Below are 25625 nucleotides of genomic sequence, written 5' to 3' on the forward strand. Positions count from 1 at the left end.
CAACTAAGATTTAAAATAAGGCTTTAAATTTACTGGTATTTTCGAAGAGGTGAGACCTTTGTCTAAGGGATTGAGGAAACCTCAAAGACCTTAGCCTGACGAACCCGAGGCCTGCCAAAAAAGCCTCTCTGAAAGCAAAAAAATAGGGCTTTCCTTCGAAAGCCCTATCTCAAGTCCAAAATAAAAGAAAACTCTATTACTTGTTCAAATCTTTCTCGATTTGACGAATCACTTCCGCAGTATCCAAAGTCTCTTGGTATCCTACGTTTCCGATCGCCACCTCACGAAGTGCGCTGACGATGTACTTATTGCTGCGAGTAGAAACAGTGGCCTCGGCACCCTTAAGAAGTTGCTTCGCTCTTTTTGCAACCATCAAGACAAGAGCAAATCTATTAGGAACTTTTTCCAAGCAATCTTCAACAGTTACACGAGCCATTTCGCCTCCAGAAAGCAATTCTTCAAGAAATAATCACTGAAACTTTACCATTGTTCCCCCCATTTGCATAGGGGTGCAGAAAGTCAATTCGGCCAAACTACCGCTAAGTTAGCAATTCTTCAACGATTTTTTTAAATTGAGCGTAGGATTGTTCAAAGTTGTCGTTCACGATCTGATAATCAAATTTGGAGGCCTCACGGATCTCTTTTTCAGCGTTGGCCATGCGAACCTCAATATCCGCTGGAACGCCCCCATCCCTCTTTGTGATTCTTCGACGCAACTCATCAATCGAAGGGGGAAGGATAAAAACCGTCTTGGCATCCGGAAACTTCGCCTTGAAAGTCGCAACCCCCTGGATGTCGATATCCATAATGGCGCACTTTCCCTGCTTCCAAGTGTCCTCAATAGACTGATAGGAGGTGCCGTAAAAGTTCGTATGAACCTTGGCCCATTCTACAAAAAAGCCTTCTTTGATCTTATTTTGAAAATCTTCCGCAGCGATAAAGTGATAGGGTTTCCCTTCACTTTCCCCTTTTCGCATAGAACGTGTCGTAAAAGTAATAATGTCGACCAAGCGAGGATCTTCCTGGCTGATCTTTTCGACAAAACTGCTTTTTCCTGCACCGCTTGGAGCGGCAACTATTATAAGACGCGTCTTCATTGAACGTTTTGAACCTGTTCTCTAAGTCTTTCAATAAGGGTTTTTGCTTCTACCACGGTCTGAGTGATCTTGGCTACCTGAGACTTTGAGCCAATCGTATTCACCTCGCGGAGCAGCTCTTGAGTATAAAAATCCAATTTCTTCCCCTCCGCCGATTGAGAGGAAACCAACTGACGATAATTTTTGATGTGTTCAGCCAGACGTGAAAGCTCTTCATTGATGTCGGCCTTCTCAAGCTGGATCACGATTTCTTGCGACAAACGAGTCGGATCAATTTCATTTCCTTTGAGGCGAGCGCGAATTTTCTGCTCATACTTTTCTTGAAGCTGATTGTTCGCTTCTCCGCGCAACTCGCTGATTACTTTAACTTGTTTCTCTAAAGACAGAAGCAATTTTTCAAGATCCTTGCGTAAAGCCTTCCCTTCACGCACGCGTTCGCGGTCACAATTTTTACAGGCTTCTGAAAACGCTTTTTTAAGAACTTTATCTTCCCCTGCAAACAACTCGTAGGTTTCTTCCACTCTAATGATATCTGGAAGACGAGCTAAAACTTCGAGATGAACTTGAAATGGGACGCCCAACTCTTTGGAAAGATGTTTGTATGCCGTGAGGTACTTCTTTGCCAAGGCATCGTTCACGGTCATCTGCGCCTTACCCGCCACACTTTTCACACGGCGAGATACAAAAACATCCACTGTCCCACGCATCAAGGACTGACCAAGAATCTTCTTAAGTTCCCCTTCATAGGCGACAAACTCCCGGGGAAGATGAAAGCGAGGCTCCAGGAAACGACCATTCACTGCCCGAATGCTTACTTCCACTGTAACTTCTTTTGATTGCGCTCTGGCGGTGCCGTATCCTGTCATGCTTTTCATAATATCTCCATTTTGAAACCGACCCCGAATGGGGTCAAGGGATGAGAAATTTCTCGACCAAATCTCGAGCCTCTAAAAAACCATCCCGACCCGAAAACCAATGAATGTCTTTATCTCTTTGAAACCAGGTTCTTTGCCTTTTAGCCAGTTGCCGAGTGTTTTTCGCGATCTCCTCAACAAGCTGTTCCCGATGCATTTCGCCCTTGAGAAATGAAATCGTCTCTTTGTAGCCCACACTGTTCAGGGGAGCCCATGATTCCAAACCTTGGTCGAGAAGCCCCTGTACTTCCTCTACCAAACCCGCCTTCAGCATTTTCTCCGTGCGCAACTGGATACGTTCTTTCAACTCATCACGATCCCATGACGGACCTATCTTCAACAAAGGATACGGGAACTCACTTCGAGACTCTGCAAACTCTTTTTGTATCTGGGTCACGCTTTTTTTATGACTGCGGAGCAACTCAATGGCACGTCCAATACGATAGTGGTCCGCCACGTGAATCTTAGCTCCATACTCGGGATCTTTTTCCAAAAGCTCGCGATGAAGACGTTCCGCGCCCCCTGGAGACGCCAACTCTTCTTCGACCTCTTTTTGAACCTCTAAAGGCACGGGCAAAACAGGGTACATCCCCTTTTCAATCGCCATAAAATAGAATCCCGTACCACCCACAACAAACACAGGAGTGCCCTCAGGAACTTCCTCCATACATTCAAAAAAATCCCGACAATATTGACCCGCCGTCATCTCTTGAGGAGGATTCACGTAGTCCAACAAATAGTGCGGCACCAAGCCCTGCTCTTCTTGGCTGGGTTTCGCGGCACCAATATCCAATTTCTTGTAAATCTGAACAGAATCGCAGTTGATAATGACACCCCGAAACTCTTGCGCCAAGCGCAGCGCCCACTCGGATTTCCCAGTGGCTGTGGCGCCGACAACAAAGATCACAGGTTTACGCGGATTTTTCATTAGACGATTCGGCCGAAATCTTTCTCGAGTTTGTAAAAGGGATACTCCACACTGACCGGTCGCCCATGGGGACAGAAACTCGACAGAGGAAACAGGTCCATGTCTCGCAAAAGACTTTTCATTTGTTCAAGCCCCAAAGCTTGTCCAGCTCTGACCACGGAATGACAGGCCATCGTGGCGCAAATGTCTCCCACCACGCGCTCTAAAGAATAACTTCCGCCTTGATCAACGATCTCGGTCGCCATTTTATCTAATACAGAACTGAGAATGGCTTCTTTGATCATCAACGGAGCCGCCTTCACACCGACGGTGCCAGGACCCAATGATTCGATGTGAACACCCAAACGTTCGATCTCTTTGGCAATTCCCAAAAGAGCTTCGACTTTTTCAGGAGACATATCGACTGCCAATGGGAACAAGAAGTCTTGCACATCAACCTTGCCCCCCTTCCACGCCGTCATTAATTTCTCAAAAACCACGCGTTCATGGGCAGCGTGCTGATCAACGAAGACAATCTTATCCCGCCCTTGAGTCACAATATAAGTCAGATTGGCTTGCCCTAAAACCTCCAGCGAGGACCAGTAACCCCGCGGCGCCTCAGGCTCCGGAGATTCAGAAGCCTGCGAAGGACGCAAAGACTCCCTCGCCTCGGCAGATGCCGCCAAAGCCTGATAGTCCACTTTCGGCTGATTCACTGTCGAGGTGGGGAAACTAAAATCTTTTTTCTGAAACTGCGTCACCTGAAGCGAGGAATCCTGGAATGCCAGGTTTTCTTTCGGAGTCACTGTTTCGGCAAAATTCGACAAACCCTTCGTGGAGGAATAGTCCTGAGGAGATACATCCGACAGCGGCTGTGGGCCTCTGGGACGCTGATCTTCCGCCAACCAAGGGGCTTGTTCTAGCGTCCCCCGCAATGCGGCCGCCACGGCACGAAACGCCAATGAAGGCTCTTGAAATTTCACCTGCGACTTCGTCGGATGAATATTCACATCCACACAATCAGGATCTGTTTCCACCCAGACAACAGCAATGGGGTATTCTCCGTGCATCAAAAGATTGCGATAAGCCTCATTGACGGCCGCTTGCAAACTGCGATCTTGAATCCAACGATTCTGCGCGAACAACCAAATATTTTTTGCTGTTTTCGCCACATTGTGAGGATCGGCAAAGACAGCATAGGCTCGCACATTGTCGCGAGAGGCCTCGCCAACAAAGAGTGGTTTGATTTCCAAAATCTGCTCAACACGATCTTTACGATTCTTACAAGCGGGCCAAAAACTGACCAGCTTACCATTTTCCTGAATACGAAACTCCACGTCGTAATGAGATAGGGCCATGGCTCTTAACGTCGTCTTGATCGCGGTATTTTCTGCCGCATCGGATTTTAAAAACTTCAGGCGCGCCGGAGTATTATCAAAAAGATTTTCAATAAGGATCGTGGTCCCTAACGAACCACCGACTTTGTCGATCTCTTTTTTACGTCCGTATTCACTGACAAGTTGATGGGCCTGTTCATCTCCTTCACGACGAGACGTCAAGGTCAACTTACTGACGGCGGCGATACTTGCCAACGCTTCCCCGCGAAAGCCAAAAGTGCGAAGCTTCCAAAGATCATCTGTTTTCGAAATTTTACTTGTCGCAAATCGTTCCAGGGCCTTAGGAAGATCTTCTGGAGCCATCCCTTTACCATTGTCGATCACTTTAACGATGCGACCCCCGTCAAAAAACTCAACATGCACACGCGTGGCGCCAGCATCAATACTATTTTCAACAAGTTCCTTAACAAGATGAGCGGGACGCTCAACCACTTCACCGGCAGCAATTTGATCGACAACTTCGGGAGGTAAAACTTGGATAGACATAGAGGGAATTTGCATGAGGACCCCGCTTATGTCACGCTCTATTCAGGGCGAGGACAGCCTCCCCAGGCTTGGCACTTGAGCAACTTCATTCGAAGATCTCTCAACTCAGAAAGAGTGAACCCCAGCTCCATATCAAACCCATGACGAATGCCACCGGCATGAGACAAAGAACGAAAAACGGTCGCATTCCCCTCAAATTGCTCAGGGCGTAAATGCAAATCGCTATAAGTTGTGAAACGAATTTGGTGTGGGTACTTGGTTAAGTTCCATGTAAAACGATCTCTTTGCGCCTTGGCCTTATCAAGAGCCTGTCCATAGTTCTTCCAGCACTTCACTTCCATCACCAAGACCACTTTTTGAGTCGTCCGATTGATAACAACAAGATCCAACTCTCCCAGCGTTTGTCCGCCGGTGCTGTACTCAATCCCCGTCGCCAAAAGAAAGTCTTTATCCGGATAGTCCTCCTGAAGACGTAGACGGGCTACTTGCTCACAAACTGCCCCATCCGGCTCATAATTGACCGCAGACGACTTCAACGCCTCAAAGACAGGCTCAATATCTCCAGCAAAGCACACCGCAGAAAAAAGAACCGACAAAATAGAAAGAAAAATAATTTTCACCGAAAGCCCCCAGCCAGAAACGGATACCACAGAGGGTACGCCGTACCTATTTGCAATGCGGCGCTTCATGTGGATTTTATGACGACTAAAATTCCCAGCCCAGATTCAGGCCAAAACCATAGTATCTGGTTCGTTCCCAGTAGTATTTAGCGTCGGCTCTGACAGAAAGTCGGTCAAAGCGAAAGGCAAGCCCCAGATCAAAAAGAGCCCCCAAAGTCATGTCATCTGCGGCATAACTTACGGACTTTGCACCGCTGGGGACCTCAATGGTGAAGTGAGAGTACTTAAACATCGGCCCAAAGCCATAATAGAAAAGCATGGTTTTACTTTGTGGTAAAACGGTTTGCATCAAAAAGTCGGCCATCACAATAAAGCCATCCGCACTTTTCTTTGTCACATCAGAGTAGTATTTCGGAGCAGTAAAAGAAAAAAGAATATTGCCGTCCGTGTAGATCTCGCCGTCGAACAAGGTGTTGTAGCCGTTAAACTTCACACCAAAGAAAGTCATGAACTCCGAACGCTCTTGCCCCAAAGTATCTTCGGTATAATTGATAAAATCCAAAGTAGGTCCCCGATAACGAGTGGCAAAGAACGGTTTTTTACGCGTCTCTTTTTTATCAAGACGGCCCTCGCTTTTCTCTGTCGGAGCAATCTTCACAACGCCCAATCTAATATCGGTATCTGCAATCCATCCCACTATTCCTGGCTTCACGCGAATCTTATAAAAGGGACCTTTTTTTCCTTTTGAAATACTGTGAACTTGTCCCCGCTTCAAAGTATCGATCACCGGAGCATCAAAGTCCGCGTCCTGATAAATCAAGGCACCGTCTTGAATGATCGTAGCCTGTTGAGCTTGCGCCCAAGTAATTAAAGGAAATAGGAGAGAAATAAGAAGGACGAAGAGCCCTCTATTTAAAACGCATAAGCCAAACACGATAGAAAGCCTCAATGACAATCTTCAGGGACATCTTGCTTTGGCCGACGCGGCGATCTTCAAAAACAATGGGAGACTCGGCCCCTTTGAAGCCCTTTTTCAATGCTTTGTACTTGAGCTCGATTTGAAAACTATAGCCGTTGGATTCGACAGTGGAGAGGTCGATGCCGTGAAGAACTTCCTTCTTCCAGGCATTAAAACCTCCGGTCCAATCATTCAGTGGAAAACCTAAAATCAAACGTGCATAAATCCCGCCACCCCGAGAGATGATCTTACGCAAAAGTCCCCAGTTCACCGTGCGCCCACCTTCAACATAACGAGAGCCCACTGCAAAATCATGGGTCTCAAGCTTTTTAAGCAAAGGCCCTAGGTCTTCAGGACGATGGGAAAAATCAGCATCCATTTCCGTGATAGCGTCAAAACCATGATCCATTCCCCAACGGAAACCTGCGATATAAGCCTTACCCAAGCCCTGCTTGCCGGGACGAGACAACAAATGAAGCTGTGGAAGGTTCTTTTGCATTTCACGAACAATGGCCCCGGTCCCATCTGGAGAGTTATCATCAACAACCAAAATTTCAACGCCAAGATTTTGTGCAAAAACAGCAGGCACAATCGCCTGAATGTTTTCTTTTTCGTTGTAGGTAGGGATCACGATCAGTGTTTTCATGCCCCCTTAAATTGTCACAAAGGGGCCGTGATGGCAATCATTAGATCATATAGACCGAGAGACCAAACGCCCTTTTCCCTTATCTTGAAGAGCCTTCGCTTTTTCCGCAGGAATCGCAGGCAAATTAAGCGGCTTAGCCAAAAGATACTTAGGATCTTGCTTCCGCGCCTCCAACTGCTCTTTAACCTTCTGAGCGGCCGCTTCGGGCTGCTTCAAATAAAGCACGGGATCAAAGCCACACTGACGGCACACGACAGAAAGTCTCCAGCGAATCTTGACGAAGACTTCTGAAATCGCCAAACACACAACAAAAACAATCATCACACGCGGATCGTACTGCTGCCAGATTGCGAACATCAGCACCACTGACGCCAGCGCACTGGCGATAAGATTCATAAACGAAATGTTTTTCTTACGATAAATACGCCGTGGGGTTTTACAGAAGGCGCAGAAGCAGTTGTGACGTTTATGAAAAAAAGAAAACATACTCTTAGTTTGCCAAAAATGAGGTCTAGAACGAAAGATGATTTTATGAAAAGTGACAAAGTCTTGCTAGAATCAAGACATGCAAACAGTTAAAACAATCCAATTCGTTTTGATCGCTTTCTCTCTCTTTACGGCCCCAACCTTGGTCCAGGCTGCAAATGAGTCCGCCGACTATCAAGAGGTCAGTTATGACGATCTCCTCAACGAATTAAGCGCTAAAAAGAAGAATCTGACCCAGAAACAAAGCAGCTCTTTCGATGAAGTGCGCCTGCATGCGGGAATCGGCTATGTGAATTCCTTTACGAACATCGCCGCCGAAAAACAAAATTTCAATCGCCACGCCAATGGCATCCAACTCTCTCTAGGAATGGATCTTTTTTCTCCGAACTGGTACTCCGAAGGAGTCTTCCGAAACTACGGACTCACTTCTTCAGGCTCTGAAGAGATGACCTTGCGAGAATTTGATTTGAAGTTGGGATATACCAACAAGCTCGAAAGCATCTGGGCCTACTCCATCAGCTCAGGCCTTTCAAATCGTTTCCTGAAGTTCTCAGATCCCACTCGAAACATCAATGTGGATGACACCACTCCTTCTTTAGTTGTCTCTACGGGTTTTATGGCCCAAGTTCATAAAAATCTTTCCTTAGGAGCCGAGGTCAGTGCTCGCACGGCCGTCGTCAACCGCACTGCCGATAAGAACTCGTTTGACTTTGCATTTCGACTGAACACTTCTTTATAATCGAGAAGTGGACGTTATTTTATTCATCCTTTGTCTCGTCGTTTTTACCTTGGGTCTTGCGATATTTTCCAATAGAGCAAGATCCCGCAAGGACATCCCCTTTGAACTTAAACCGAACTGCCTATTGACCCGCTGGCCGCTTTTGTTCGTCACCGGCCCTCGATCCATTTTCTATTTTAGTTCTTATTGGAACCTCTATACGTCATTTTTGGCCGAACATGGCTATGAGGTTTTCACCCTCCATCTGCCTTGGAATAACTCTCAGGAAAGAAAAGAACGTTTTGAATACTTTTTGGCCCAACAAGAGCAGCACCAACGGCGTTTTCATCTTTTTCTTGATCTGCCAACTCTGGAGGAACTCGAAGACTGTATCCGCCATAAGAAGCCCCACTCTATCATCAGTCTGACTGAGCTTATGGACGCAGATACAAAGAGTTCAAACTTCAAACTTTCGTCACTTCCCGTTCCCTCAATGCCTGTGGAGTTTCCTCTGTCAAAGAAGGCCTCCCTCTTCCTGAAGCTGTCCTATCAGCTTCATAAAATCCTCACCAAAAGATCCCAACTCCCCTCCTTAAGCACACTCGGAGCCAGTGAGGACAACGCTCTGACGAACAGCCTTCTTCTCTTAGAACGCGCCCAAACCCTTGCAGAAATGGATTTACGAGAAGACGTGCCCCTCTAAATTCCTAGTTGCTTATGACCAAAGTCAGTGGTGCAATAGAATCATATGAGCGACTACAGAGACGTGACTCCAAAGAATGCCCCCCAATACGAAACCGCCAAAGAAGTGTTCCGTTATATCGTGAACTACCTTCGCCATCCCGTGGAAAAGATCAAATCGCTGCCCGATTGGAATTGGACCGTTCTTGTGATCACTTTGATTGTTTTGTCCATGGGCTCAGGTATTTTAACGGGACTTGTCCCTCCGAACTTTTTCCGCATCATGGGCGGCATCATTATCTCTCCGATCGTCGGAGTCGTAACCACCACTATCGGTGCCTTGTTCATTTATTATTATTTTCAGGTCTTCGAAAAAAGAACCTGCTCGCTACGAAAGATCTTTACCCTGATCTTGTTCGCGAACGTCCCGTTTTTTATTTTCCAAGTGGGCTCTGAGATGATCCCTCCGATCACTCTTGTGGGATTTGCCTTTACCGCTCTTTTGATGGCGGTGGGGCTTACCGAAAACTTCCAAATGGATAAACGCCGCGCTTTGAGATTAGTCACCATTCTCTTTGCCATCGTCTTTATTATCTGGCTATGGAATCGAATCGATATTTCAAGATTAGAGAGACTTGGGTAACATACAGCCCATCTAAAAAATAAAAAAGCCAAGCCCCTTCGGACTTGGCTTTTTTTTATTCTCTCTAGAGATCAAAACCCTTCTAGGATTAAGCTCTTCCTGTCGAGCCAAACCCACCCGCACCACGCTCGGTGGATCCCAATTCATTGACGACTTCAAATTGAGCTTGCAGGACGGGAGCAATCACCAACTGAGCGCAGCGCTCTTGATCATTGATTGTGACGGCTTCGTTGCCGAGATTGATAACAATGATTTTTACTTCGCCACGATAGTCAGCATCAATGGTGCCCGGTGTATTCAACACCGTAAGACCACTTTTCGCCGCCCACCCACTGCGCGGACGAGCTTGAATCTCATATCCAAGAGGAATCTCAAAGGACAATCCCGTCGGAATCAAAGCTCTTTCTCCAGGATTCAAAACAACAGGTCCGGCCAGTTGCGCGCGCACATCAAAGCCACTTGCCCCCATCGACTGATATTGAGGAAGATCACCATGGAAGTTCTCAAGTTTTTTAACTTTTACTGTCAGTTTATTCATAATGCACTCCTCGAAAAGTTATAAAGATAATTCATCCCACCATGGCTTGAGTTCATTCACTCCCGGCCCCAAGAGGACTCCCGAAGCTTTGTCTAAATCAAGCTCATGACGGATATAGTGATTCACGGAATCCACAGAGACTTCTTTAATCTCTTCAATAACGGATTCCACAGATCTATAACGGCCAAAAACAATTTCATTCACAGCCAAAGAGGTCATACGATTTTCAATATCGTCAGAGCCCAACAAAATGCTGCCAATCACTTGTGTTTTAAACATTTCCACGTCGTGTTTCGTCACACCCTGCTTGCGGATCTTTTGAAATTCTTTGGAAATCAAATCGCCGACTTTTTTAGCGTTCTTAACTTCGGTCCCGGCATAAATCGTCAACATCCCCGAATCAATATGGGTGTTCAGACTGGAGTGAATGGCATAAACCAAACCCTTTTTTTCTCGAACACTCTGGTAAAGTTTAGAGGTCATGCCGCCGCCCAAGAGCGTGTTCGTGATCACTGCTTCAAAGCGATGTTTGTCTTTAAAGCTCGCCGTCGGGAACCCCAAGAGCATATGAACTTGTTCAGCCTGCTTTTCAACCACGTGGCGACGTTTCAACCATCGTGGATATTTGCGAGCATTCTTCAGAGCCATTTTCTTTTTGGCGCCAAGACGTTTTTCGATTCCCGACATCAACTCATCATGATCCAAACACCCGGCAGCACTAATGATGATATTTCCGCCTGAGTAAGTCTTTTTATAATAATCCATCACCTGATTTTGCTTCATCAACGCGATGGACTTAGGTGTGCCCAAAATAGAGCGCGCCAAAGGATGCGATCCGTACACCTGCTCATAGAAAATGTCATAGATAAGTTCTTCGTGGCTATCTTCGGACATGGCGATCTCTTGCAAGATCACGCCCTTTTCAAGTCCAAACTCTTTCTTATTCAGGTGCATGTTCGAAACTAAATCCGAAAGAACATCAAGAGCCTTCTCCCAATGATCTTTCAAAACCATGGCGTGGTAACAAGTGTATTCGCGTGTCGTGTAGGCATTCAGATCGCCGCCGAGAGCCTCTAAAGACTTGGCGATTTGATAAGCTGAACGGGTTTTAGTTCCTTTGAAAACGAGATGCTCTAAAAGGTGCGAGATCCCCGCGACTTCAGGAGTTTCATCTCGAGTCCCGGTCAAAACCCAGATACTGATTGAAACGGCACGGGACCCTGGATGAAGTTCACTCACCACCCGGATCCCGTTAGAAAGTTCAGATTTTTTGAACTTTGTGTTTGTCACTGAAATTGAAGCCTACTGAAGCAAAGCTTTACGAGAAAGCTTAATGCGTCCTGCACGGTCTACTTCAAGAACTTTAACATCAATCACTTCGCCTTCTTTAAGTACGTCTGTAACAGCGCGCACTCTTTCGTTAGCGATTTCAGAGATGTGCAAAAGACCTTGGGTGTTCGGCAAGATTTCAACGAAAGCACCAAATTCCGCAATCTTCACAACGCGGCCTTTGTATGTTTTGCCAACTTCAGCTTCCGCAATGATGTCATTGATCATCGCAATAGCTTTTTTGGTAGCTTCAGGGTCCGCAGAAGCGATGTGGATTGTACCGTCATCTTCGATCTCAATCTTCACACCTGTTGCTTCCGTGATACCACGGATCACTTTACCACCAGAACCGATCACTTCGCGGATCTTATCTGGCTTAATTTTGATAGTCTCAATACGAGGAGCAAATTCAGAAATCTGTCCACGAGGAGTCTTCATCACTTTTTCCATCTCATTCAGGATATGACTGCGGCCCTCTTTAGCTTGCGCCAAAGCTTGCTCCATCACCTCGAAAGAAACAGAGTCAATCTTGATATCCATTTGCAGAGCAGTGATACCTTGAGTTGTTCCAGCAACTTTAAAGTCCATATCACCCAAGTGATCTTCGTCACCCAAGATATCCGTCAAGACAGCGACACGGTCGCCCTCTTTAATCAGACCCATGGCGATACCCGCAACGTTCCCTTTCAAAGGAACACCTGCATCCAACATTGCCATCGTGCCTGAGCACACTGTGCCCATAGAAGAAGAACCGTTGGACTCAAGAACTTCAGAAACAACACGGATTGTGTATGGGAATTTCTCATGATCAGGAAGAACCGCTTTCAACGCGCGCTCTGCCAAGTTTCCGTGACCGATTTCACGACGACCTTGACCACCGAAACGGCCCACTTCACCTACAGAGTATGGAGGGAAGTTGTAGTGAAGCATGAACTTACGCTTTTGAGTTCCCAAAAGAGCGTCAACCATTTGTTCATCATCACCCGTTCCCAAAGTCACAGTTCCCAAAACTTGCGTTTCACCGCGAGTGAAAAGACCTGAACCGTGAGCACGTGGCAACAATCCCACTTCGTTCGCGATAGGACGGACTGTTTTCACGTCACGGCCATCGATACGAACCGCTCTGTCCAAAATCATGGTACGAGCTTCGTGGTATTTGAGTTCTTCAACGATCGTTGCAATATCTTTCTTACGTTGCTTCAACAAATCTTTGTCAGCAATATCAGCTAGAAGAGTTTTTTCCGCTTCTGCCTGAGCCAAAGCTGCCGTCGCATAACGCTCTTGTTTTTCTTTGATGGACAAAGCTGCAGCGATCTTAGACTTCAACAAAGCCTCGGCTTTCGTTTTGAAATCCGCATCAATTGCTGGAGGCGTGAAGGCACGTTTGGCCTTAGAGCCCGCCTTCTCACGCAATTCATCTTGAGCATTCAAAAGAGGCATCATGGATTGGTGACCGAATTTCAACGCCGCCAATACGTCCGCTTCAGAGATAAATCTTGTTTCACCTTCCACCATCAAAAGACCGTTGCGAGTTCCCGCAACGATAACGTCCATGTCGGACTTTTCCATTTGTTGAGGAGTTGGATTCGCCACGAACTGACCATCAACACGACCCACTTGGATCGCTGCCGTCGGGCCGTTAAACGGAATATCAGAAAGATGAAGAGCCGCAGAAGCACCAAGACTCGCAAGAATCTCAAGAGGGAATGCACCATCTGCAGACAAAACCGTCGCCACGACTTGTGTTTCGTATCTATATCCTTCAGGGAAAGAGGGACGAATCGGACGGTCAATCAAACGCGCTGTCAAAACAGCATCATTTGTCGGCTTACCTTCACGTTTGAAGTAGCCACCAGGAATTTTTCCAGTTGCATAGAACTTCTCGATGTATTCAACAGTCAGAGGAAAGAAATCAAGTTCTGATGCTTTTTTTGACGACACCGCAGTAACAAGAACAATGTTGTTACCACTAGAGACAAGCACAGATCCATCTGCTTGTTTTGCCAAACGGCCTGTTTCGATGGTGATTTGTTTTCCGCCCACCGATGTAGTTACAGTCGTTTTCATTAAATCTCCTTGAATTTTGTCACAAGGCCTTATGCCTTGCTGGTGGAAGTTTCCCCTCATGGGGTAAAAAGCTTGAAGGGGCTTTTCGCCCCTTCAGGAATTCGATATTACTTACGGATATCAAGAGCCTTGATAAGGTCTTGGTAACGTTTCACATCTTTACGATGTAGATAGTCCAAAAGTTTTCTTCTTTTATTAACCATAGTCACAAGACCACGGCGACCGTGATGATCTTTCTTGTGAGTAGAGAAGTGAACTGTCAAATCATTGATTTTAGCAGTAAGAATAGCGACTTGAACTTCTGGAGATCCAGTATCAAGATCTGCTGTTTTGAATTTTTTAACGATTTGAGTTTTGTTCTCTTTAGTGACCGCCATTAAAGTCTCCTTTATTTTAAATTTTTCTGTTTTTTAGTATCCAAACCCTTGCAGTCGTCATGGCTGTCGATCTGTAGAGTTTTATTAAGTTTTAAGGTTCTAACCCGTTCCCTGAGGCCGGTCAAGGCCCTAGTATTTGAAGACCCGGCGAAGGACAAAGCCCTTTCCAGACTCTAGACCTACCAACGCCAAAAGCTGTCCCCCCTCCTGGGCCAATATTTGAACATATTGATCCTCAGAAGGCTTAAAAGCCGTAATAAGCTGAGAGCGAAGGTCATGGCTGATCTGGCCATTCCCTAAAAGCACCCGACCTTGCCCTTTTACGCGAATTCTTTTGATTTGAGGCAATGCCAATTCCATAGGCACAAAGGCAGAGCATACCGCCCCCTGCTTGACCGAAGATTCAATAGCCTCCAAAGTCTGCGCCTGAGGCAAAAGATAGGGAGCCGACCAGGTTCTACGCAAGGCACTCATCGCCGCCCCACACCCCAAGGCCTTCCCCAGGAGGTCCACCCAAGTGCGGATGTAACTGCCCTTGGTGCACTTGATGTCAAACTCAGCCCAATCCGGGCCGACTTCAACCGGCGTCACATCCCAGAACTTCATGAGCTTTTTAGGAACCGCGACTTCCTGTTCTCCGCGGGCATATTCATAGAGTTTTTTGCCCTGAACCTTGATCGCGGAGTAAATCGGAACTTCCAGCTCCATTTCCCCTTGGATCTTCAAAGCTTCCTCTAAAATACGCACTCGGGACACGTCGACGGGCTTCTGCTCTAAGATTTCTCCGGTGGTGTCCAAAGTGTCCGTGCGAACCCCCAGTTGAGCTCGAACTCGATACCCCTTGTCACCTTCAAGAATATACTGACTGAGTTTGGTGCCTTCATTGATCAGACAGGCCATCAAACCCGACGCCATCGGATCCAAGGTCCCCGAATGCCCCACGGCCTTCGTTCCAAGAATACGGCGAAGCCTCGCCACCACATCATGACTGGAAATCCCTGAAGGTTTGTCCACCAACAGAAGACCGTGAAATTGTGTATTATTCGTCATCAGATTCGTTAGAACTTTCGCCTTTTTGCTTTCGTTCTTGATCAAGCTCTTGAAGGATCTTTTCTACCTTTAAAACCTGTTCTGTCGTGTGATCAGGATAGAACGTCAATTTAGGACAATAACGCATTTTGAGTTCTTTACCGATGTAGTTTTGAATCTCAAAAGCTCTTTCTTGCAAAAGCTCCAAAGCCTCTTCTTGCTGGGCTTCGGAACCTAAAACGCTGACATAAACTTTCGCAGCACGAAGATCCGCTGGCATCTTCACTTGCGCCACCGTTACCAAACCTGGCAACGGCACCTTAAAACCACGGATCAAAAACTGAGCAATAGTCGCTTGAATTTCTCTTTCTACGCGAGCAACTCGGCGCCCATCACCCATGTTTTTCATTATTTATCTCCCGCACCCAACTCACGTGCGATTTCTTTTTTCACGTAAGCTTCCATCATATCGCCGACTTTAACGTCGTTGTAGTTTTCAATGCCGATACCGCACTCGTAGCCAGAAGCCACTTCTTTGGCGTCGTCTTTGAAACGTTTCAATGAAGCGATCTTACCTTCGTAAACAATCTTGTTCTCACGAAGTAGACGGATCATGTTGTTACGCTGGATCTTACCGTCGATCACGAAGCAACCTGCAATCGTGCCCACTTTAGGTACGTTGAAGGTATTACGAACTTCCACGCGACCCATAACTTCTTCCACCACATCAGGGCTAAGAAGACCGGCCATCGCCGCTTTCATCTGATCGATCAATTCGTAAACAATAGAGTAGGTACGGATATCAACGCCCAGTTGTTTTGCTTTCGCCTGCGCACCCAAATCAGGACGCACGTTAAAGCCAAGAACAATACCCTTAGCTGTATGAGCCAAGACCACGTCCCCTTCATTAATACCGCCCACCGCAGAGTGAATAACCTTCGCCTTCACTTCGCTGGTAGAAAGTTTTGAAAGCATTCCATTGATGGCCTCAAGAGATCCATGCACGTCCGCTTTCAACACCAAAGCCAACTCTTTCACATCGCCCGACTTCACCTTCGCGAAGATATCTTCCAAAGACATTTTCGCCGCCGGAGCCGCCGCTGCTTTTTCAGCTTGTTCTTTTCTTAAAGTAGATACTTCGTTTGCAGTGTCTTCATCTTTAACGATGTCGAACTTATCACCCGCTGCAGGCACGGCCTCAAGACCCAATACTTCGGCTGGCAAACCAGGTCCGACGGATTGAATTCTTTCGCCCTTGTCGTTCACCAAAGAACGAACGCGTCCCTTCATGGTTCCCGCTACGATGTATTGACCGACTTCGACTGTTCCATCTTTAACAAGAAGAGTCGCGACAGGTCCTTTGCCTTTTTCCATCTTCGCTTCGATCACAATACCTGTGCCGGAACGTTTTGGATTGGCTTTCAGCTCAGCAACTTCAGCAAGAAGTTTCACTTGCTCAAGAAGCTCTTTAATACCGGTTTTCTTCATCGCTGAAACTTCACAGAAGATTGTGTTTCCACCCCATTCTTCCGGAACGATTTCAAGCTCTGTCAATTGTTGCTTAATACGCTCTGGATTCGCACCTGGCTTATCCATCTTATTCACTGCCACGATGATTGGTACGCCCGCCGCTTTCGCATGGTTAATCGCCTCTTGAGTTTGAGGCATCATACCATCATCCGCCGCCACCACGATGATCGCGATGTCAGTGGCATTGGCTCCACGAGCACGCATAGCCGTAAAGGCTTCGTGGCCCGGAGTATCCAAGAAAGTAATCAAATGACCATCTTCCAATTTCACGCTGTAGGCACCAATGTGCTGAGTGATACCACCCGCTTCCCCTGCTGCCACATCCGCATTGCGAATCGCATCCAACAAAGAGGTCTTACCGTGGTCAACGTGACCCATGACAGTCACAACCGGAGGACGAATGATTGCTTCCGCCGCCAAATCACCGAAAGCGGTTTCTTCCGCAACAGCATCGGCCGTCTTAAATACGTTTTGTGCTTCCCAACCGAACTCAGGAACGATCAGTGCAATCGTATCGAAATCAAGATCTGTGTTCATGTTGGCCATAACACCATTCTGCATAAGAACTTTCACGAGTTGAGGAGCTTTCAAGCCCATCTCCATCGCCAAGTCACTGAGCTTCATCGTGCTATTCACTTTCACCACACGTTTGTGTGCCGAAGGTGTTGTAATCTGAGTTTTCATAGCCTCACGGTCCAAAAGACCTTTTTTCTTTTTCGGCTGGAAAACCATCTCACGCTTACGGAATTCCACCGGGTTGAAGACTTGTACTTCTTCTTCCTTCTCTTTTTCTTTCTCACGAACAGCCGGACCAACACTTACGCCAGTCACCTTCTTACGTCTGTCGAAATCCTTCTTAAACTCACCACCAACATCCGGCATTGGCTCTGGAGGAGCTGACGCAACAAATCCAGTACGGATATTACGTGTGGGAGCCCCACCTGAAGGTCTGTTAAATCCACCAGGACGAGGAGCAAATCCACCACCTTGCGGACGCTCACCTTGTTGACGGTCTCCACCTTGGAATCCACCGGTTCTGGTGTATCCACTCTGTGGACGCTCTTGACGCTGTGGAGCTTGAGACTGCACGCGCGAAAGGTCCATGCGACCGATAATATTTCTTTTAACTGTTGTAGCTGGAGTTGAAGAACTCGCTACACCACTTGTGCCCACTACGACCTCTTTTTTACGTGCTTGAGGCACTACAGGAGCGGTGGGCTCGGGAGCCGGCGCTGCGGGAGTTTCTTTTGCTACGATTGGTTCAGGTTTAACTTTTACTTCTACAGGAGCGGCAACTTCTTCTTTAATAACTTTTGCCGCGACTTTTTCTTCCACAACAGGAGTTGGAGCTTCTAGATCCGCTTCAACTTCTTCTTCCTTCACTGGAGCCGTCTTCTTCACAACAACGCGAGTCGTTTTCGCAGGAGCCGCCTCTTCCGCCTCAGTCACTTCCGGTTTGGAAACGATCTTCGCGACCTTCGGAGCTTCCTCTTCCTTTTTACGGCGAATCACAGGAGCTTTCGCTGGCGCTGACGCCGCAGCTTCAACTTCCGCAGGCGCTGCCGCCTTCTTTGGTGCTGCTTTACGAGTTGCTGCCTTTTTCGGCTTCGCCTCTTGAACGGGGGCTTCCCCGCCGCTGAGTTTAATTTTAATTTGCTCTAGAACATCGGGGTCTAACTCCGCCATGTGACTCTTTACTGGCAAATGCCATTCACGGATCTTATCCATGAGGGCTAGCGGGGTCATCCCGATCTCTTTTGCAAACTCAAAAACCTTTGGATTACTCACTCAGTCTCCCTGTGTTGTTCTCTATCCAAAAAACGACTCCGACAATGTCGGAGTTTGTGTATCTATTCTTCGTCCGCTTCCTGAGCATCAAGTTTTTTCAACTCTTGCTTCAAAAGCAGGTCTGCTTGTTCTTTTGCAGACACATTTGATTTATTGTCTTTAGCCACAGTAGGCGCTGTTGGCACAGGCACACCGTCAGCTTCATATTTCGCCACCAAAGCCTTTGCTTCTTTAGCAAGCTTTTCGGCCTTGTCTGGATCATCGTAACCCGGAATCGTCATCAACTCTTCAACAGACGCTGATGCCACCGCTTGGAATGAACCAAATCCTGATTGGAAAATATTTTGCGCCATTGTTTCGCTCATGCCGGGGATCAACATCAAATTAAAGATGGATTCCGCAGTACGAGATGCCGCTGAAGTTTCAGAAATAATGTCCAACTTCCAAGTTGTCAGTTTCGCCGCCAAACGCACGTTTTGACCACGTTTACCGATTGCCAAGCTCAACTGAGAATCAGGAACAACGATTTCCATTTCACGATTCGCATCATCAAGGAATACGCGAGAGATTTCCGCTGGCGCCAAGGCGTTACATGCAAAACGAGTGATGTCTTCGTCCCAAGGAACGATATCAATTTTCTCGCCGCGAAGCTCTTGAACGATATTTTGTACGCGAGAACCTTTCATCCCCACGCACGCGCCCACGGGGTCTACAGAATTGTCTTTAGAACGAACCGCGATCTTTGCACGCTGGCCTGGCTCACGAGCCGCCGCCATGATCTCAACCACGCCGTCATAGATCTCAGGAACTTCCATTTCAAAAAGCTTCATCAAATAACGCTCGTCTGCACGAGACATGATAATTTGAGGTCCACGAGTTGTTTGACGAACTTCTGACAAATAACCTTGAATGCGATCACCAGGCTTATACTGTTCGCCAGGGATTTGCTCACGAGGAGGAATGTACGCTTCGGTACGTCCCAAATCGACAACAATTGCACCTTTTTCCACGCGACGAGCGATACCGGAAGCGATCTCGCCTTTTCTTTCTTCAAACTCATTGAAGATGATGTTGCGTTCAGCATCACGCACTTTCTGCATGATGATTTGCTTTGCTGTTTGCGCAGCAATACGGCCCAAGTCAGAAGCTTCCAACTTAATACCGATAGAGTCATCAAGCTGAACATTCGGATCCAACTTTTGCGCTTCGTCGTAAGGAATCTCTACTTCTTCATCGATGAATTTTTCACGAGGAACGACTTCTTTGAACTCAAAAAGTTCCACTTCACCAGTATCTTCATTGTATGCCGCTTCGATCTCACGATAAGTGCCGTATTTTTTACGGGCAGCGACTAGCATACCTTGAGTGATTGCATCGATAACAACTTGCTTATCGATTCCTTTGTCTTTTCCGACCTGATCAATCACTTTAGAAAGATCTGAAAACACATTTTCAGCCATGACTTTCCTCTCTCGTTACTTTTTTTGACCTTTAGTAAAATCAAATACCACTTTCGCCTTGTCGATCAACGCGTAGGGAATTTGAATCTCTACGTCATCAACTACAAAACGAACACCACTGTCGTCCGCTGATTCCAAAACCTGTTCAACGGTCTTTGCGGCTTTCCACTTCTTATCCGTGACGCCAACACTCTCTAAGGCTTTAGAGGTTTTGATGTACACTTTTTTGCCCACTGCTTTTTTAAAGTGCCAAGGCACCTTCAGATGGCGCTCCAAACCTGGGGTCGAAACCTCCAGATTGTAAGCTCCTCCAGGAATGACATCGTCCGTGTCTAAAAGAAGATTCAGTCCTTTAGAAACATTCGAGCAATCGTCGATGCTGATACTGCCGTCTTCTTTGTCGATAAATACGCGAAGGGTTCTTCCCTTGCCGGCGCCAACGAATTCTAAGTCGTAAATTAGGCAACCCTCTCGGGCGGCGACCTCGTTGGCCATGGTAACTACTTTTTCCATCCAAGATGGGGTTTCAGACATCTAAGGCAATCCTTTTATAACATACTCTTCGACTGGACAGAGTCCAGTTCCGCGAGGTCCAAATTCACTTCATATTCTCGCCAGAATTGCGTTTATCAAACGCCAGAGTACTCTGTCCGCCGTCGCGGGCAAAAAAAAATGGGCCTTCTGGGCCCATTAGAACGACTTGAAGCTAACAAAAAAATTCAGCCAATGCAAGGGTTTATCTTGATCCCCCTCAGGGAAACTGCCTCTTTTATGAGCGCGTGTACAAAATCGCCGTGCCCCCGTCCATATAATACCGAGGACGCCGACGAACTTCCTTAAACCCAAGTTTTTCATAGAGTTTTTGAGCTGGAACGTTCTCTTCATGGACCTCCAACCACAACTCTCGATCCTGACCCTTTGCGGCGATAAGGTGATCAAAGAGCCTCTCCATATAACCTCGGCGACGAAATTGAGGGTGGCAGGCGACCAGGGAGATCTCCCAAGCTTGAGGCAACTCTCGATACAGCACAAAACCCACCAGCTGCTCCCCTTCAAACACTCCGACGGCTTCGGCGGTGGCCATCTCAGCCCCCAAAAGATCCTTGGGCCAATAAAACTGCGGCAAAAGACCTTGCTCCGCATGGATGGCCTCCACCAAAGAACGCATCGAAGGCTTATGAGAACTAGAGAGAATTTCGATTTGCATATCAACCTGAGATAAAGTTACGGACTTTGTATTTACGCTTAATCACTTCAAACCACGCCCGCAAACGTTCTTCCAACTGTTGCTGAGCCAAGAAAGCCTTGATGTTGTCCTTAAAGGAAGCAAAAGGAAGACTGCCGAACTTCACACGGTTTTTTTCGTAATAAGCCTGCGCCTCTTGATCGGTGATAATTCCCGACATCGAGTTGGTTTTAAATTTCATAAAGCTTTTCGCCGCCAGCTTTCGAGCCGTGAACTTCTTAAGTTCTGCGGGGGAAACCTCAAGATCTCCCCAGTAGGCTTTGCCCGAAACAGCTTTTTCGACCTTAGCAAGCGAAGCCGCCAACTCATCTTCCGTGATCGTTCCCACATTAAAGTTCTCGGCCTCCAAAGCGACGACGGCTTCCAGCAAAACCGAGGTCACAGCATTGCGGAAATCCGCCTGCCCTGGGCGCACTTCGTAAAGACCTTTCAAGGAAGCTTTGGGAGGAAAAAGAAGATTCTCAATCACCATCGAAATCTGCACTTCCCGACTGGTCACCACATGCTCCGCAACCTGACCCACGGTTTCCGTGACCAAGGTCGCTGCACTTGCATTAATAGAGAATAAAAAAGAAAGCAGAAATCGCATAAAAAAACTATGCGCCAGGAAACACCCGAAGTCCAGTCCCGAAGGGGTTTTTAGCAAGACACCCAAAAACAAAAAAATGCCAGGATGGCATTTTTTAGCGTCAGCCCCGAAGGGGTTTTTGGCAGGACGCCAAAAACAAACCCCGCCTTTTTAAGACGGGGTCTGAAACCACTGAGGAATTAATTAACTTATTTCATTAGATTAGAAATTCACGCGTCCGACAAGAGACATTACATAGTACTGCAACTTTTCAATCGGAGTCCCATACTGAGGTCCAGACATCCAAGAATTCCCAGCATTCAAACGACTTGAAAGGTTCCACATATATCTGAAATCCAAACCTAAAGAATACTTAGGAGAGAACTCCAAATCAGCTCCCATGATCGCACCCACGTCGATAGCATGAGAATTGGCTTTAGTGTCATTGACGTATCCATAAGGGTTCTTGTTATCCCAAGAAAATCCTCTGTAAGAATAAGAAACCACACCACCGAATACAGGCTTGATAATTCCGCTGAACAACTGAACTTTAGCGGCTAACGAACCAGTATACTGTTGAACGTCGATGCTGTCTGGAACGTATGTTCCACCATAACCGTAGCCATAGCCGTAGCCATAACCATAGTTCGAAGTTCCAGTGTAATAACCTTGACCTTGAACTGTGTAGTTTGAGTACAAGAACGAACCTTCAATCACGAAGTTGTCATACTTAGTACCGAAACCAACACCCAAAGCATAGTTCCCTTTAACTTGGCGAGTGTCTGGGTAATCACCGATTCCCAAAATTCCCGCAACATATTTAGTTTCAATAGGAGCCAGAGGAGCTTCTTCCTCAACCTTCATCGCTGCGGCGATTTCTTCGCGAACGATGTCTCTGGTATTTTCTTTTGGTTCAACGACCTGTTGAACTTGAACAGGTTGCGCATAAACAGGCTGTTGAACAGCTTGTTGCTGCTGCTGACCGTTGTCTAGTTGATTGAATTTATCACCAAACAGAACGCCCGCTCTTTTCTTCTCATCTTCCATACGAGATTGCTCAAGCTTTTCAACGATTCTTTGTTCTGTTTGCAACTCAGCATCCTGACGAGCACGACGGATTTGTTCCGCGCGAGACTCTGACAAAGGAGAAGCCTCAATCACAGTTGTTGGCTGCTTTTGGATCTGAGATTGTTGCAACTGAGCTGTGGAAGTGGGAGTCGCCTGATTTAAAATATAAATAGGCTGACCACTGACCGGCGCAGTGCTTGCGATTCCAGCTGCGGGAGCTGGGGCGGCAACAGATGCTGCTTGAGGGCTTGAATACATTTGATCAAGCTCCGCATCAACATCACCTTCGAGACTCTGAGCTAGCGAATAAGTGGGCGCAATGCTCAAAGCCGCAAGGATATAGAAATACTTTTTCATAAAGTCTCCTCGTGGTTCTGGTTTCAAAAACCTTTTTAGTCACTGGAAGCGTAGAGCAAGCCTGATGCCAACAGGGACGATTTTCGGCCTTGGCGTCTAAGTTATTGATATCTAAAGTATCTCTCAGCCCCCCTGCGCGGACCCATCACCCCGCCCTGAACGCAATTGTGACAACTTACAAGACGGTTTCTGAAATTCTTGCAAAGCAGAGCCATTTCGCCCCTGAGTATGGAAGGATTTGGTAAAAACACTCCTTATATATAAGGAGACTCCATGTTGTTATCTTCTTTTCTGCGGCAACGAGCCTGCATTCTGGTTCTTGCGCTGTCTTCACTTGCCGCATGTTCTCCCGGCGCCAAGGGTGGCGAAGAACTCAAGGTCGAACCCGCAAATTGTGAAATCGCGGGAAAATCGTTTGGCATTGTCGGCGGAGATATTCTTAGCTCCGACAACGACCTCAGTGCGAGCACCGTCATGGTGTTGCATATCGATTATAAAGACGAAGTCAGCACCTGCACCGGGACCCTTATTGATAACAACAAAGTTTTGACGGCCGCCCACTGCACCTCTCCTTTTGGCAAAAAGACAGTGATCGCTTTTACCAACAATTCAAACTGTCTCACTCAAGCCCCCAAAAGAACGCTCCGCCTAGTTACGGATGAAGCCATTCATCCAGACTATTCTTATTGGATCAAATCTTGGGACAATGCCGCCCATGATCTTGCTATCCTCAAATTCAAAGGTGATATTCCCACAGGATATAAAGTGCGAGAGCTTCCGACATCTGATTTTGCCCCGTCCGAGTCAGACAATCTCGTGATGACGGGCTATGGAACCACAACAGAAAAAGGCGCCGATTCTGGAACCCTGCGCTTTACAACCGCGCCGGCATCTCGTCTTATAAAAGAATTTCACCTGGCACTGAACGACAGCACCGTTGCGGTAAAGAACGCTCTTATTTTAGAACAATCTGACAACGGCGTCTGCACAGGGGATTCCGGCGGACCTTTGTATATCAATACCGAGAGAGGTCTTACCTTGGTGGGGATCACCTCTATGGGCGTCGACAACAAAACCCGAGATGAAAAGAACACTCGCACTTGCCATGGCGTGGCCTTATTTACCGACGTGCGAGCACATCTGGATTGGATTCAGAAAAAGAAAAATGCGCTGTAATGTTTTAGAAAGTGTGTGAGGTTTTTGCGGAATTTATAAAACCAGAGTTTAGTTAGGGCCAAATATTTTCGAGGTGCTCATGCCTCGCCTTCCTTTGACCGAAGAAGTGGTTGAACAAACAACCACTAGGTCTCAAAGGAAGGAGCCTTATGAATAAACTTTTAGTTAGCGCATTTGTTTTCGCCTTCTCCCTTCAGTCCGTTGCTGAAACAATTTCTGGAGTCACCATCGACAGCGTGTCGGGAATCAAATACACCGCCGAAGCCCTGGCCTATCATAGTGTGAAGCCCACAACTCGTATTGTGTTTGATGAATTCGTCCCCGCCACTGACTATGTCAATGCCGTGAATAAGATTGGCCCCTACAGTTTTATCATGGGAGAGATTTTAGATTCGTTTTACATGAAACAGTACACACAAGCGACATTCTCCAAGCGTGTGGATGAGTATCTCAACACTCTCGGTCCCAAAGTGAATATCTGGGAAATTGGCAACGAAATTAATGGCGAGTGGTTGGGAACGACTTCTGAAACCGTTGCGAAAATGTATTCGGCCTATAGCAAAGTGAAAGCGCGCAACTACAAAGCCGCATTAACTCTGTATTACAATCCCAACTGTTGGGAGAAAAAGGCCAATGAGATGTTCGCTTGGTCTTCGGCCAACATTCCGACGGTAATGAAGCAGAACCTGGATTATGTCTTTATCAGCTATTACGAAGATGACTGCAATGACTATCGTCCGACTCAAGCTCAGTGGGAAGATGTTTTCAATAAATTGGGGCAGATGTTTCCAAATTCAAAAATTGGCTTTGGTGAAATTGGCACAACCAAATCAGCCAAAAAAGTCGACATGGTGAACCGCTACTATCGCATGAATATCTCTCACCCTCGTTTTGTGGGGGGATATTTCTGGTGGTACTACAAGCAAGACGCTGTTCCGCGAACCAAGGCTCTTTGGAAGACTTTGGACGATGCCTTCATCGCCCAACCTAAAAAATAGTCTTTCTCGTTAAGATGTCTCATTCCCCAGCCCTTGGCTCCTCCGGCCGGGGGCTTCTTGCTTATTAAGCATGCATTCCTTATGAAACGGCGCGTTTTCATCTGGAAAGGACCTCCTTTTTAAAAAAAGGTCTTGAGTATTTGCCCCCTTTTCTTTAAAAAAGATCCCTACGCGGGTGTGGTGTAATGGTAGCCACGAGAGACTCAAAATCTCTTGGATTCACGTCCGTGGGGGTTCAAGTCCCTCCACCCGCACCAAAAGGCTTTCCTAATGTCAGCCATCTTCTTAATCATTATTTCGTTTCTACTGCCTTCTGTCGCCTTAGCGCAAAGTTTGCCTATTGGACTTTATGAAGGACTGATGGCGAACTCGGGCGTGGCTCTCTCTGAATCCAAGGCCGCTTCCTATTATAACCCGAGCTTACTCCGTCAACGAACTGACAATGCTTTCAGTGTGAACGGAAACTCCATTGGCTCCATCAACTCGGGTTCTACTCGCTCCATGGTGGGCAATTTCAAAAAATCATTTAAGCACAAGCACT

26 protein-coding genes, 1 tRNA gene and 1 pseudogene are annotated in these 25625 nt (G+C 46.9%); 7 read left to right on the plus strand and 21 right to left on the minus strand.

The window, feature by feature from the left end:
- Positions 1-196 precede the first annotated feature (196 nt).
- The 9 genes from rpoZ to ACM64D_RS14900 all read right to left on the minus strand — a co-directional run bounded on the left by rpoZ (position 197) and on the right by ACM64D_RS14900 (position 7511).
- The gene (gene rpoZ / locus ACM64D_RS14860; protein WP_415064016.1) at positions 197-436 is read right to left on the minus strand and encodes a DNA-directed RNA polymerase subunit omega; all 240 of its coding nucleotides are present in this window, start codon (positions 434-436) and stop codon (positions 197-199) included.
- Between the two features lie 103 nt (positions 437-539).
- Positions 540-1097 (minus strand): guanylate kinase, encoded by a 558-nt coding sequence (gene gmk / locus ACM64D_RS14865; RefSeq protein WP_415064017.1) that lies wholly within the window; start codon positions 1095-1097, stop codon positions 540-542.
- Entirely contained in the window at positions 1094-1972 is an 879-nt protein-coding gene (locus ACM64D_RS14870) for a YicC/YloC family endoribonuclease (RefSeq protein WP_415064018.1), read from the minus strand. The genes gmk and ACM64D_RS14870 overlap by 4 nt, the downstream gene beginning before the upstream one ends.
- 34 nt (positions 1973-2006) lie before the next feature.
- On the minus strand, positions 2007-2939 hold the full coding sequence (gene miaA, locus ACM64D_RS14875; protein WP_415064019.1) for a tRNA (adenosine(37)-N6)-dimethylallyltransferase MiaA: 933 nt from the start codon (positions 2937-2939) through the stop codon (positions 2007-2009).
- Positions 2939-4801: a DNA mismatch repair endonuclease MutL gene (gene mutL / locus ACM64D_RS14880; RefSeq protein WP_415064020.1), complete on the minus strand. Its 1863-nt coding sequence runs from the start codon at positions 4799-4801 to the stop codon at positions 2939-2941. Before mutL ends, miaA begins: the two co-directional genes overlap by 1 nt.
- A gap of 38 nt (positions 4802-4839) precedes the next feature.
- Complete coding sequence (locus ACM64D_RS14885; protein ID WP_415064021.1) at positions 4840-5490, minus strand: hypothetical protein; 651 nt, start codon at positions 5488-5490, stop codon at positions 4840-4842.
- 16 nt (positions 5491-5506) lie between these two features.
- Positions 5507-6355: an SH3 domain-containing protein gene (locus ACM64D_RS14890; RefSeq protein ID WP_415064022.1), complete on the minus strand. Its 849-nt coding sequence runs from the start codon at positions 6353-6355 to the stop codon at positions 5507-5509.
- Positions 6330-7025 carry a polyprenol monophosphomannose synthase gene (locus ACM64D_RS14895; RefSeq protein ID WP_415064023.1) on the minus strand — a complete coding sequence of 232 codons (696 nt, stop codon included), beginning with the start codon at positions 7023-7025 and terminating at the stop codon, positions 6330-6332. Before ACM64D_RS14895 ends, ACM64D_RS14890 begins: the two co-directional genes overlap by 26 nt.
- 45 nt (positions 7026-7070) lie before the next feature.
- The gene (locus ACM64D_RS14900; protein ID WP_415064024.1) at positions 7071-7511 is read right to left on the minus strand and encodes a hypothetical protein; all 441 of its coding nucleotides are present in this window, start codon (positions 7509-7511) and stop codon (positions 7071-7073) included.
- Between the two features lie 79 nt (positions 7512-7590).
- Here ACM64D_RS14900 and ACM64D_RS14905 point away from each other — a divergent pair, with 79 nt between their 5' ends.
- Genes ACM64D_RS14905 through ACM64D_RS14915 form a run of 3 tightly spaced genes read left to right on the plus strand, consistent with a single transcriptional unit; the run spans position 7591 to position 9553 of the window.
- Complete coding sequence (locus ACM64D_RS14905; protein ID WP_415064025.1) at positions 7591-8250, plus strand: hypothetical protein; 660 nt, start codon at positions 7591-7593, stop codon at positions 8248-8250.
- A gap of 7 nt (positions 8251-8257) precedes the next feature.
- On the plus strand, positions 8258-8932 hold the full coding sequence (locus ACM64D_RS14910; protein ID WP_415064026.1) for a hypothetical protein: 675 nt from the start codon (positions 8258-8260) through the stop codon (positions 8930-8932).
- Positions 8933-8977: 45 nt separating this feature from the next.
- The gene (locus ACM64D_RS14915) at positions 8978-9553 is read left to right on the plus strand and encodes a YIP1 family protein (protein ID WP_415064027.1); all 576 of its coding nucleotides are present in this window, start codon (positions 8978-8980) and stop codon (positions 9551-9553) included.
- 88 nt (positions 9554-9641) lie between these two features.
- On the opposite strand, the gene dut is transcribed toward ACM64D_RS14915, so the two are convergent.
- The 12 genes from dut to ACM64D_RS14975 all read right to left on the minus strand — a co-directional run bounded on the left by dut (position 9642) and on the right by ACM64D_RS14975 (position 22910).
- A complete protein-coding gene (gene dut / locus ACM64D_RS14920) occupies positions 9642-10091 on the minus strand; it encodes a dUTP diphosphatase (RefSeq protein ID WP_415064028.1) in 450 nt (149 codons plus the stop codon).
- Between the two features lie 18 nt (positions 10092-10109).
- A complete protein-coding gene (locus ACM64D_RS14925; RefSeq protein ID WP_415064029.1) occupies positions 10110-11381 on the minus strand; it encodes a M16 family metallopeptidase in 1272 nt (423 codons plus the stop codon).
- A gap of 12 nt (positions 11382-11393) precedes the next feature.
- Positions 11394-13487, minus strand: coding sequence for a polyribonucleotide nucleotidyltransferase (gene pnp, locus ACM64D_RS14930; RefSeq protein WP_415064030.1), 2094 nt, complete (start codon positions 13485-13487; stop codon positions 11394-11396).
- A gap of 107 nt (positions 13488-13594) precedes the next feature.
- On the minus strand, positions 13595-13864 hold the full coding sequence (gene rpsO / locus ACM64D_RS14935) for a 30S ribosomal protein S15 (protein WP_415064031.1): 270 nt from the start codon (positions 13862-13864) through the stop codon (positions 13595-13597).
- A 129-nt stretch (positions 13865-13993) separates the two neighbouring features.
- Positions 13994-14914: a tRNA pseudouridine(55) synthase TruB gene (gene truB / locus ACM64D_RS14940; RefSeq protein WP_415064032.1), complete on the minus strand. Its 921-nt coding sequence runs from the start codon at positions 14912-14914 to the stop codon at positions 13994-13996.
- Positions 14904-15302, minus strand: coding sequence for a 30S ribosome-binding factor RbfA (gene rbfA / locus ACM64D_RS14945; protein WP_415064033.1), 399 nt, complete (start codon positions 15300-15302; stop codon positions 14904-14906). Before rbfA ends, truB begins: the two co-directional genes overlap by 11 nt.
- Positions 15302-18211, minus strand: a complete 2910-nt coding sequence (gene infB / locus ACM64D_RS14950) for a translation initiation factor IF-2 (protein ID WP_415064034.1) — start codon at positions 18209-18211, stop codon at positions 15302-15304. Before infB ends, rbfA begins: the two co-directional genes overlap by 1 nt.
- A gap of 62 nt (positions 18212-18273) precedes the next feature.
- Positions 18274-19671 carry a transcription termination factor NusA gene (gene nusA, locus ACM64D_RS14955; protein WP_415064035.1) on the minus strand — a complete coding sequence of 466 codons (1398 nt, stop codon included), beginning with the start codon at positions 19669-19671 and terminating at the stop codon, positions 18274-18276.
- 15 nt (positions 19672-19686) lie between these two features.
- Positions 19687-20205: a ribosome maturation factor RimP gene (gene rimP, locus ACM64D_RS14960; RefSeq protein WP_415064036.1), complete on the minus strand. Its 519-nt coding sequence runs from the start codon at positions 20203-20205 to the stop codon at positions 19687-19689.
- A gap of 235 nt (positions 20206-20440) precedes the next feature.
- A complete protein-coding gene (locus ACM64D_RS14965) occupies positions 20441-20878 on the minus strand; it encodes a GNAT family N-acetyltransferase (RefSeq protein WP_415064037.1) in 438 nt (145 codons plus the stop codon).
- Between the two features lies 1 nt (position 20879).
- On the minus strand, positions 20880-21506 hold the full coding sequence (locus ACM64D_RS14970; protein WP_415064038.1) for a hypothetical protein: 627 nt from the start codon (positions 21504-21506) through the stop codon (positions 20880-20882).
- A 201-nt stretch (positions 21507-21707) separates the two neighbouring features.
- On the minus strand, positions 21708-22910 hold the full coding sequence (locus ACM64D_RS14975; protein WP_415064039.1) for a hypothetical protein: 1203 nt from the start codon (positions 22908-22910) through the stop codon (positions 21708-21710).
- 273 nt (positions 22911-23183) lie between these two features.
- On the opposite strand from ACM64D_RS14975, the gene ACM64D_RS14980 reads away from it, so the two are divergent.
- The 4 genes and pseudogenes from ACM64D_RS14980 to ACM64D_RS14995 all read left to right on the plus strand — a co-directional run.
- Complete coding sequence (locus ACM64D_RS14980) at positions 23184-24086, plus strand: S1 family peptidase (protein ID WP_415064040.1); 903 nt, start codon at positions 23184-23186, stop codon at positions 24084-24086.
- A 149-nt stretch (positions 24087-24235) separates the two neighbouring features.
- Positions 24236-25084, plus strand: coding sequence for a hypothetical protein (locus ACM64D_RS14985; protein ID WP_415064041.1), 849 nt, complete (start codon positions 24236-24238; stop codon positions 25082-25084).
- A gap of 171 nt (positions 25085-25255) precedes the next feature.
- Positions 25256-25341: transfer RNA gene (locus tag ACM64D_RS14990), tRNA-Leu, on the plus strand.
- A 13-nt stretch (positions 25342-25354) separates the two neighbouring features.
- Positions 25355-25625 (plus strand): annotated as a pseudogene (locus tag ACM64D_RS14995) (hypothetical protein); the annotation flags it as partial.

This window comes from Bdellovibrio sp., assembly GCF_047637665.1.
Taxonomy (GTDB): Bacteria; Bdellovibrionota; Bdellovibrionia; order Bdellovibrionales; family Bdellovibrionaceae; genus Bdellovibrio.

What these genes read in the sequence shown, in the direction of transcription:
- rpoZ (WP_415064016.1), bottom strand. Translation starts at nt 436, where the DNA reads ATGGCTCGTGTAACTGTTGAAGATTGCTTGGAAAAAGTTCCTAATAGA.
- gmk (WP_415064017.1), bottom strand. Translation starts at nt 1,097, where the DNA reads ATGAAGACGCGTCTTATAATAGTTGCCGCTCCAAGCGGTGCAGGAAAA.
- ACM64D_RS14870 (WP_415064018.1), bottom strand. Translation starts at nt 1,972, where the DNA reads ATGAAAAGCATGACAGGATACGGCACCGCCAGAGCGCAATCAAAAGAA.
- miaA (WP_415064019.1), bottom strand. Translation starts at nt 2,939, where the DNA reads ATGAAAAATCCGCGTAAACCTGTGATCTTTGTTGTCGGCGCCACAGCC.
- mutL (WP_415064020.1), bottom strand. Translation starts at nt 4,801, where the DNA reads ATGTCTATCCAAGTTTTACCTCCCGAAGTTGTCGATCAAATTGCTGCC.
- ACM64D_RS14885 (WP_415064021.1), bottom strand. Translation starts at nt 5,490, where the DNA reads ATGAAGCGCCGCATTGCAAATAGGTACGGCGTACCCTCTGTGGTATCC.
- ACM64D_RS14895 (WP_415064023.1), bottom strand. Translation starts at nt 7,025, where the DNA reads ATGAAAACACTGATCGTGATCCCTACCTACAACGAAAAAGAAAACATT.
- ACM64D_RS14900 (WP_415064024.1), bottom strand. Translation starts at nt 7,511, where the DNA reads ATGTTTTCTTTTTTTCATAAACGTCACAACTGCTTCTGCGCCTTCTGT.
- ACM64D_RS14905 (WP_415064025.1), top strand. Translation starts at nt 7,591, where the DNA reads ATGCAAACAGTTAAAACAATCCAATTCGTTTTGATCGCTTTCTCTCTC.
- ACM64D_RS14915 (WP_415064027.1), top strand. Translation starts at nt 8,978, where the DNA reads ATGAGCGACTACAGAGACGTGACTCCAAAGAATGCCCCCCAATACGAA.
- dut (WP_415064028.1), bottom strand. Translation starts at nt 10,091, where the DNA reads ATGAATAAACTGACAGTAAAAGTTAAAAAACTTGAGAACTTCCATGGT.
- pnp (WP_415064030.1), bottom strand. Translation starts at nt 13,487, where the DNA reads ATGAAAACGACTGTAACTACATCGGTGGGCGGAAAACAAATCACCATC.
- rpsO (WP_415064031.1), bottom strand. Translation starts at nt 13,864, where the DNA reads ATGGCGGTCACTAAAGAGAACAAAACTCAAATCGTTAAAAAATTCAAA.
- truB (WP_415064032.1), bottom strand. Translation starts at nt 14,914, where the DNA reads ATGACGAATAATACACAATTTCACGGTCTTCTGTTGGTGGACAAACCT.
- rbfA (WP_415064033.1), bottom strand. Translation starts at nt 15,302, where the DNA reads ATGAAAAACATGGGTGATGGGCGCCGAGTTGCTCGCGTAGAAAGAGAA.
- nusA (WP_415064035.1), bottom strand. Translation starts at nt 19,671, where the DNA reads ATGGCTGAAAATGTGTTTTCAGATCTTTCTAAAGTGATTGATCAGGTC.
- rimP (WP_415064036.1), bottom strand. Translation starts at nt 20,205, where the DNA reads ATGTCTGAAACCCCATCTTGGATGGAAAAAGTAGTTACCATGGCCAAC.
- ACM64D_RS14965 (WP_415064037.1), bottom strand. Translation starts at nt 20,878, where the DNA reads ATGCAAATCGAAATTCTCTCTAGTTCTCATAAGCCTTCGATGCGTTCT.
- ACM64D_RS14970 (WP_415064038.1), bottom strand. Translation starts at nt 21,506, where the DNA reads ATGCGATTTCTGCTTTCTTTTTTATTCTCTATTAATGCAAGTGCAGCG.
- ACM64D_RS14975 (WP_415064039.1), bottom strand. Translation starts at nt 22,910, where the DNA reads ATGAAAAAGTATTTCTATATCCTTGCGGCTTTGAGCATTGCGCCCACT.
- ACM64D_RS14980 (WP_415064040.1), top strand. Translation starts at nt 23,184, where the DNA reads ATGTTGTTATCTTCTTTTCTGCGGCAACGAGCCTGCATTCTGGTTCTT.
- ACM64D_RS14985 (WP_415064041.1), top strand. Translation starts at nt 24,236, where the DNA reads ATGAATAAACTTTTAGTTAGCGCATTTGTTTTCGCCTTCTCCCTTCAG.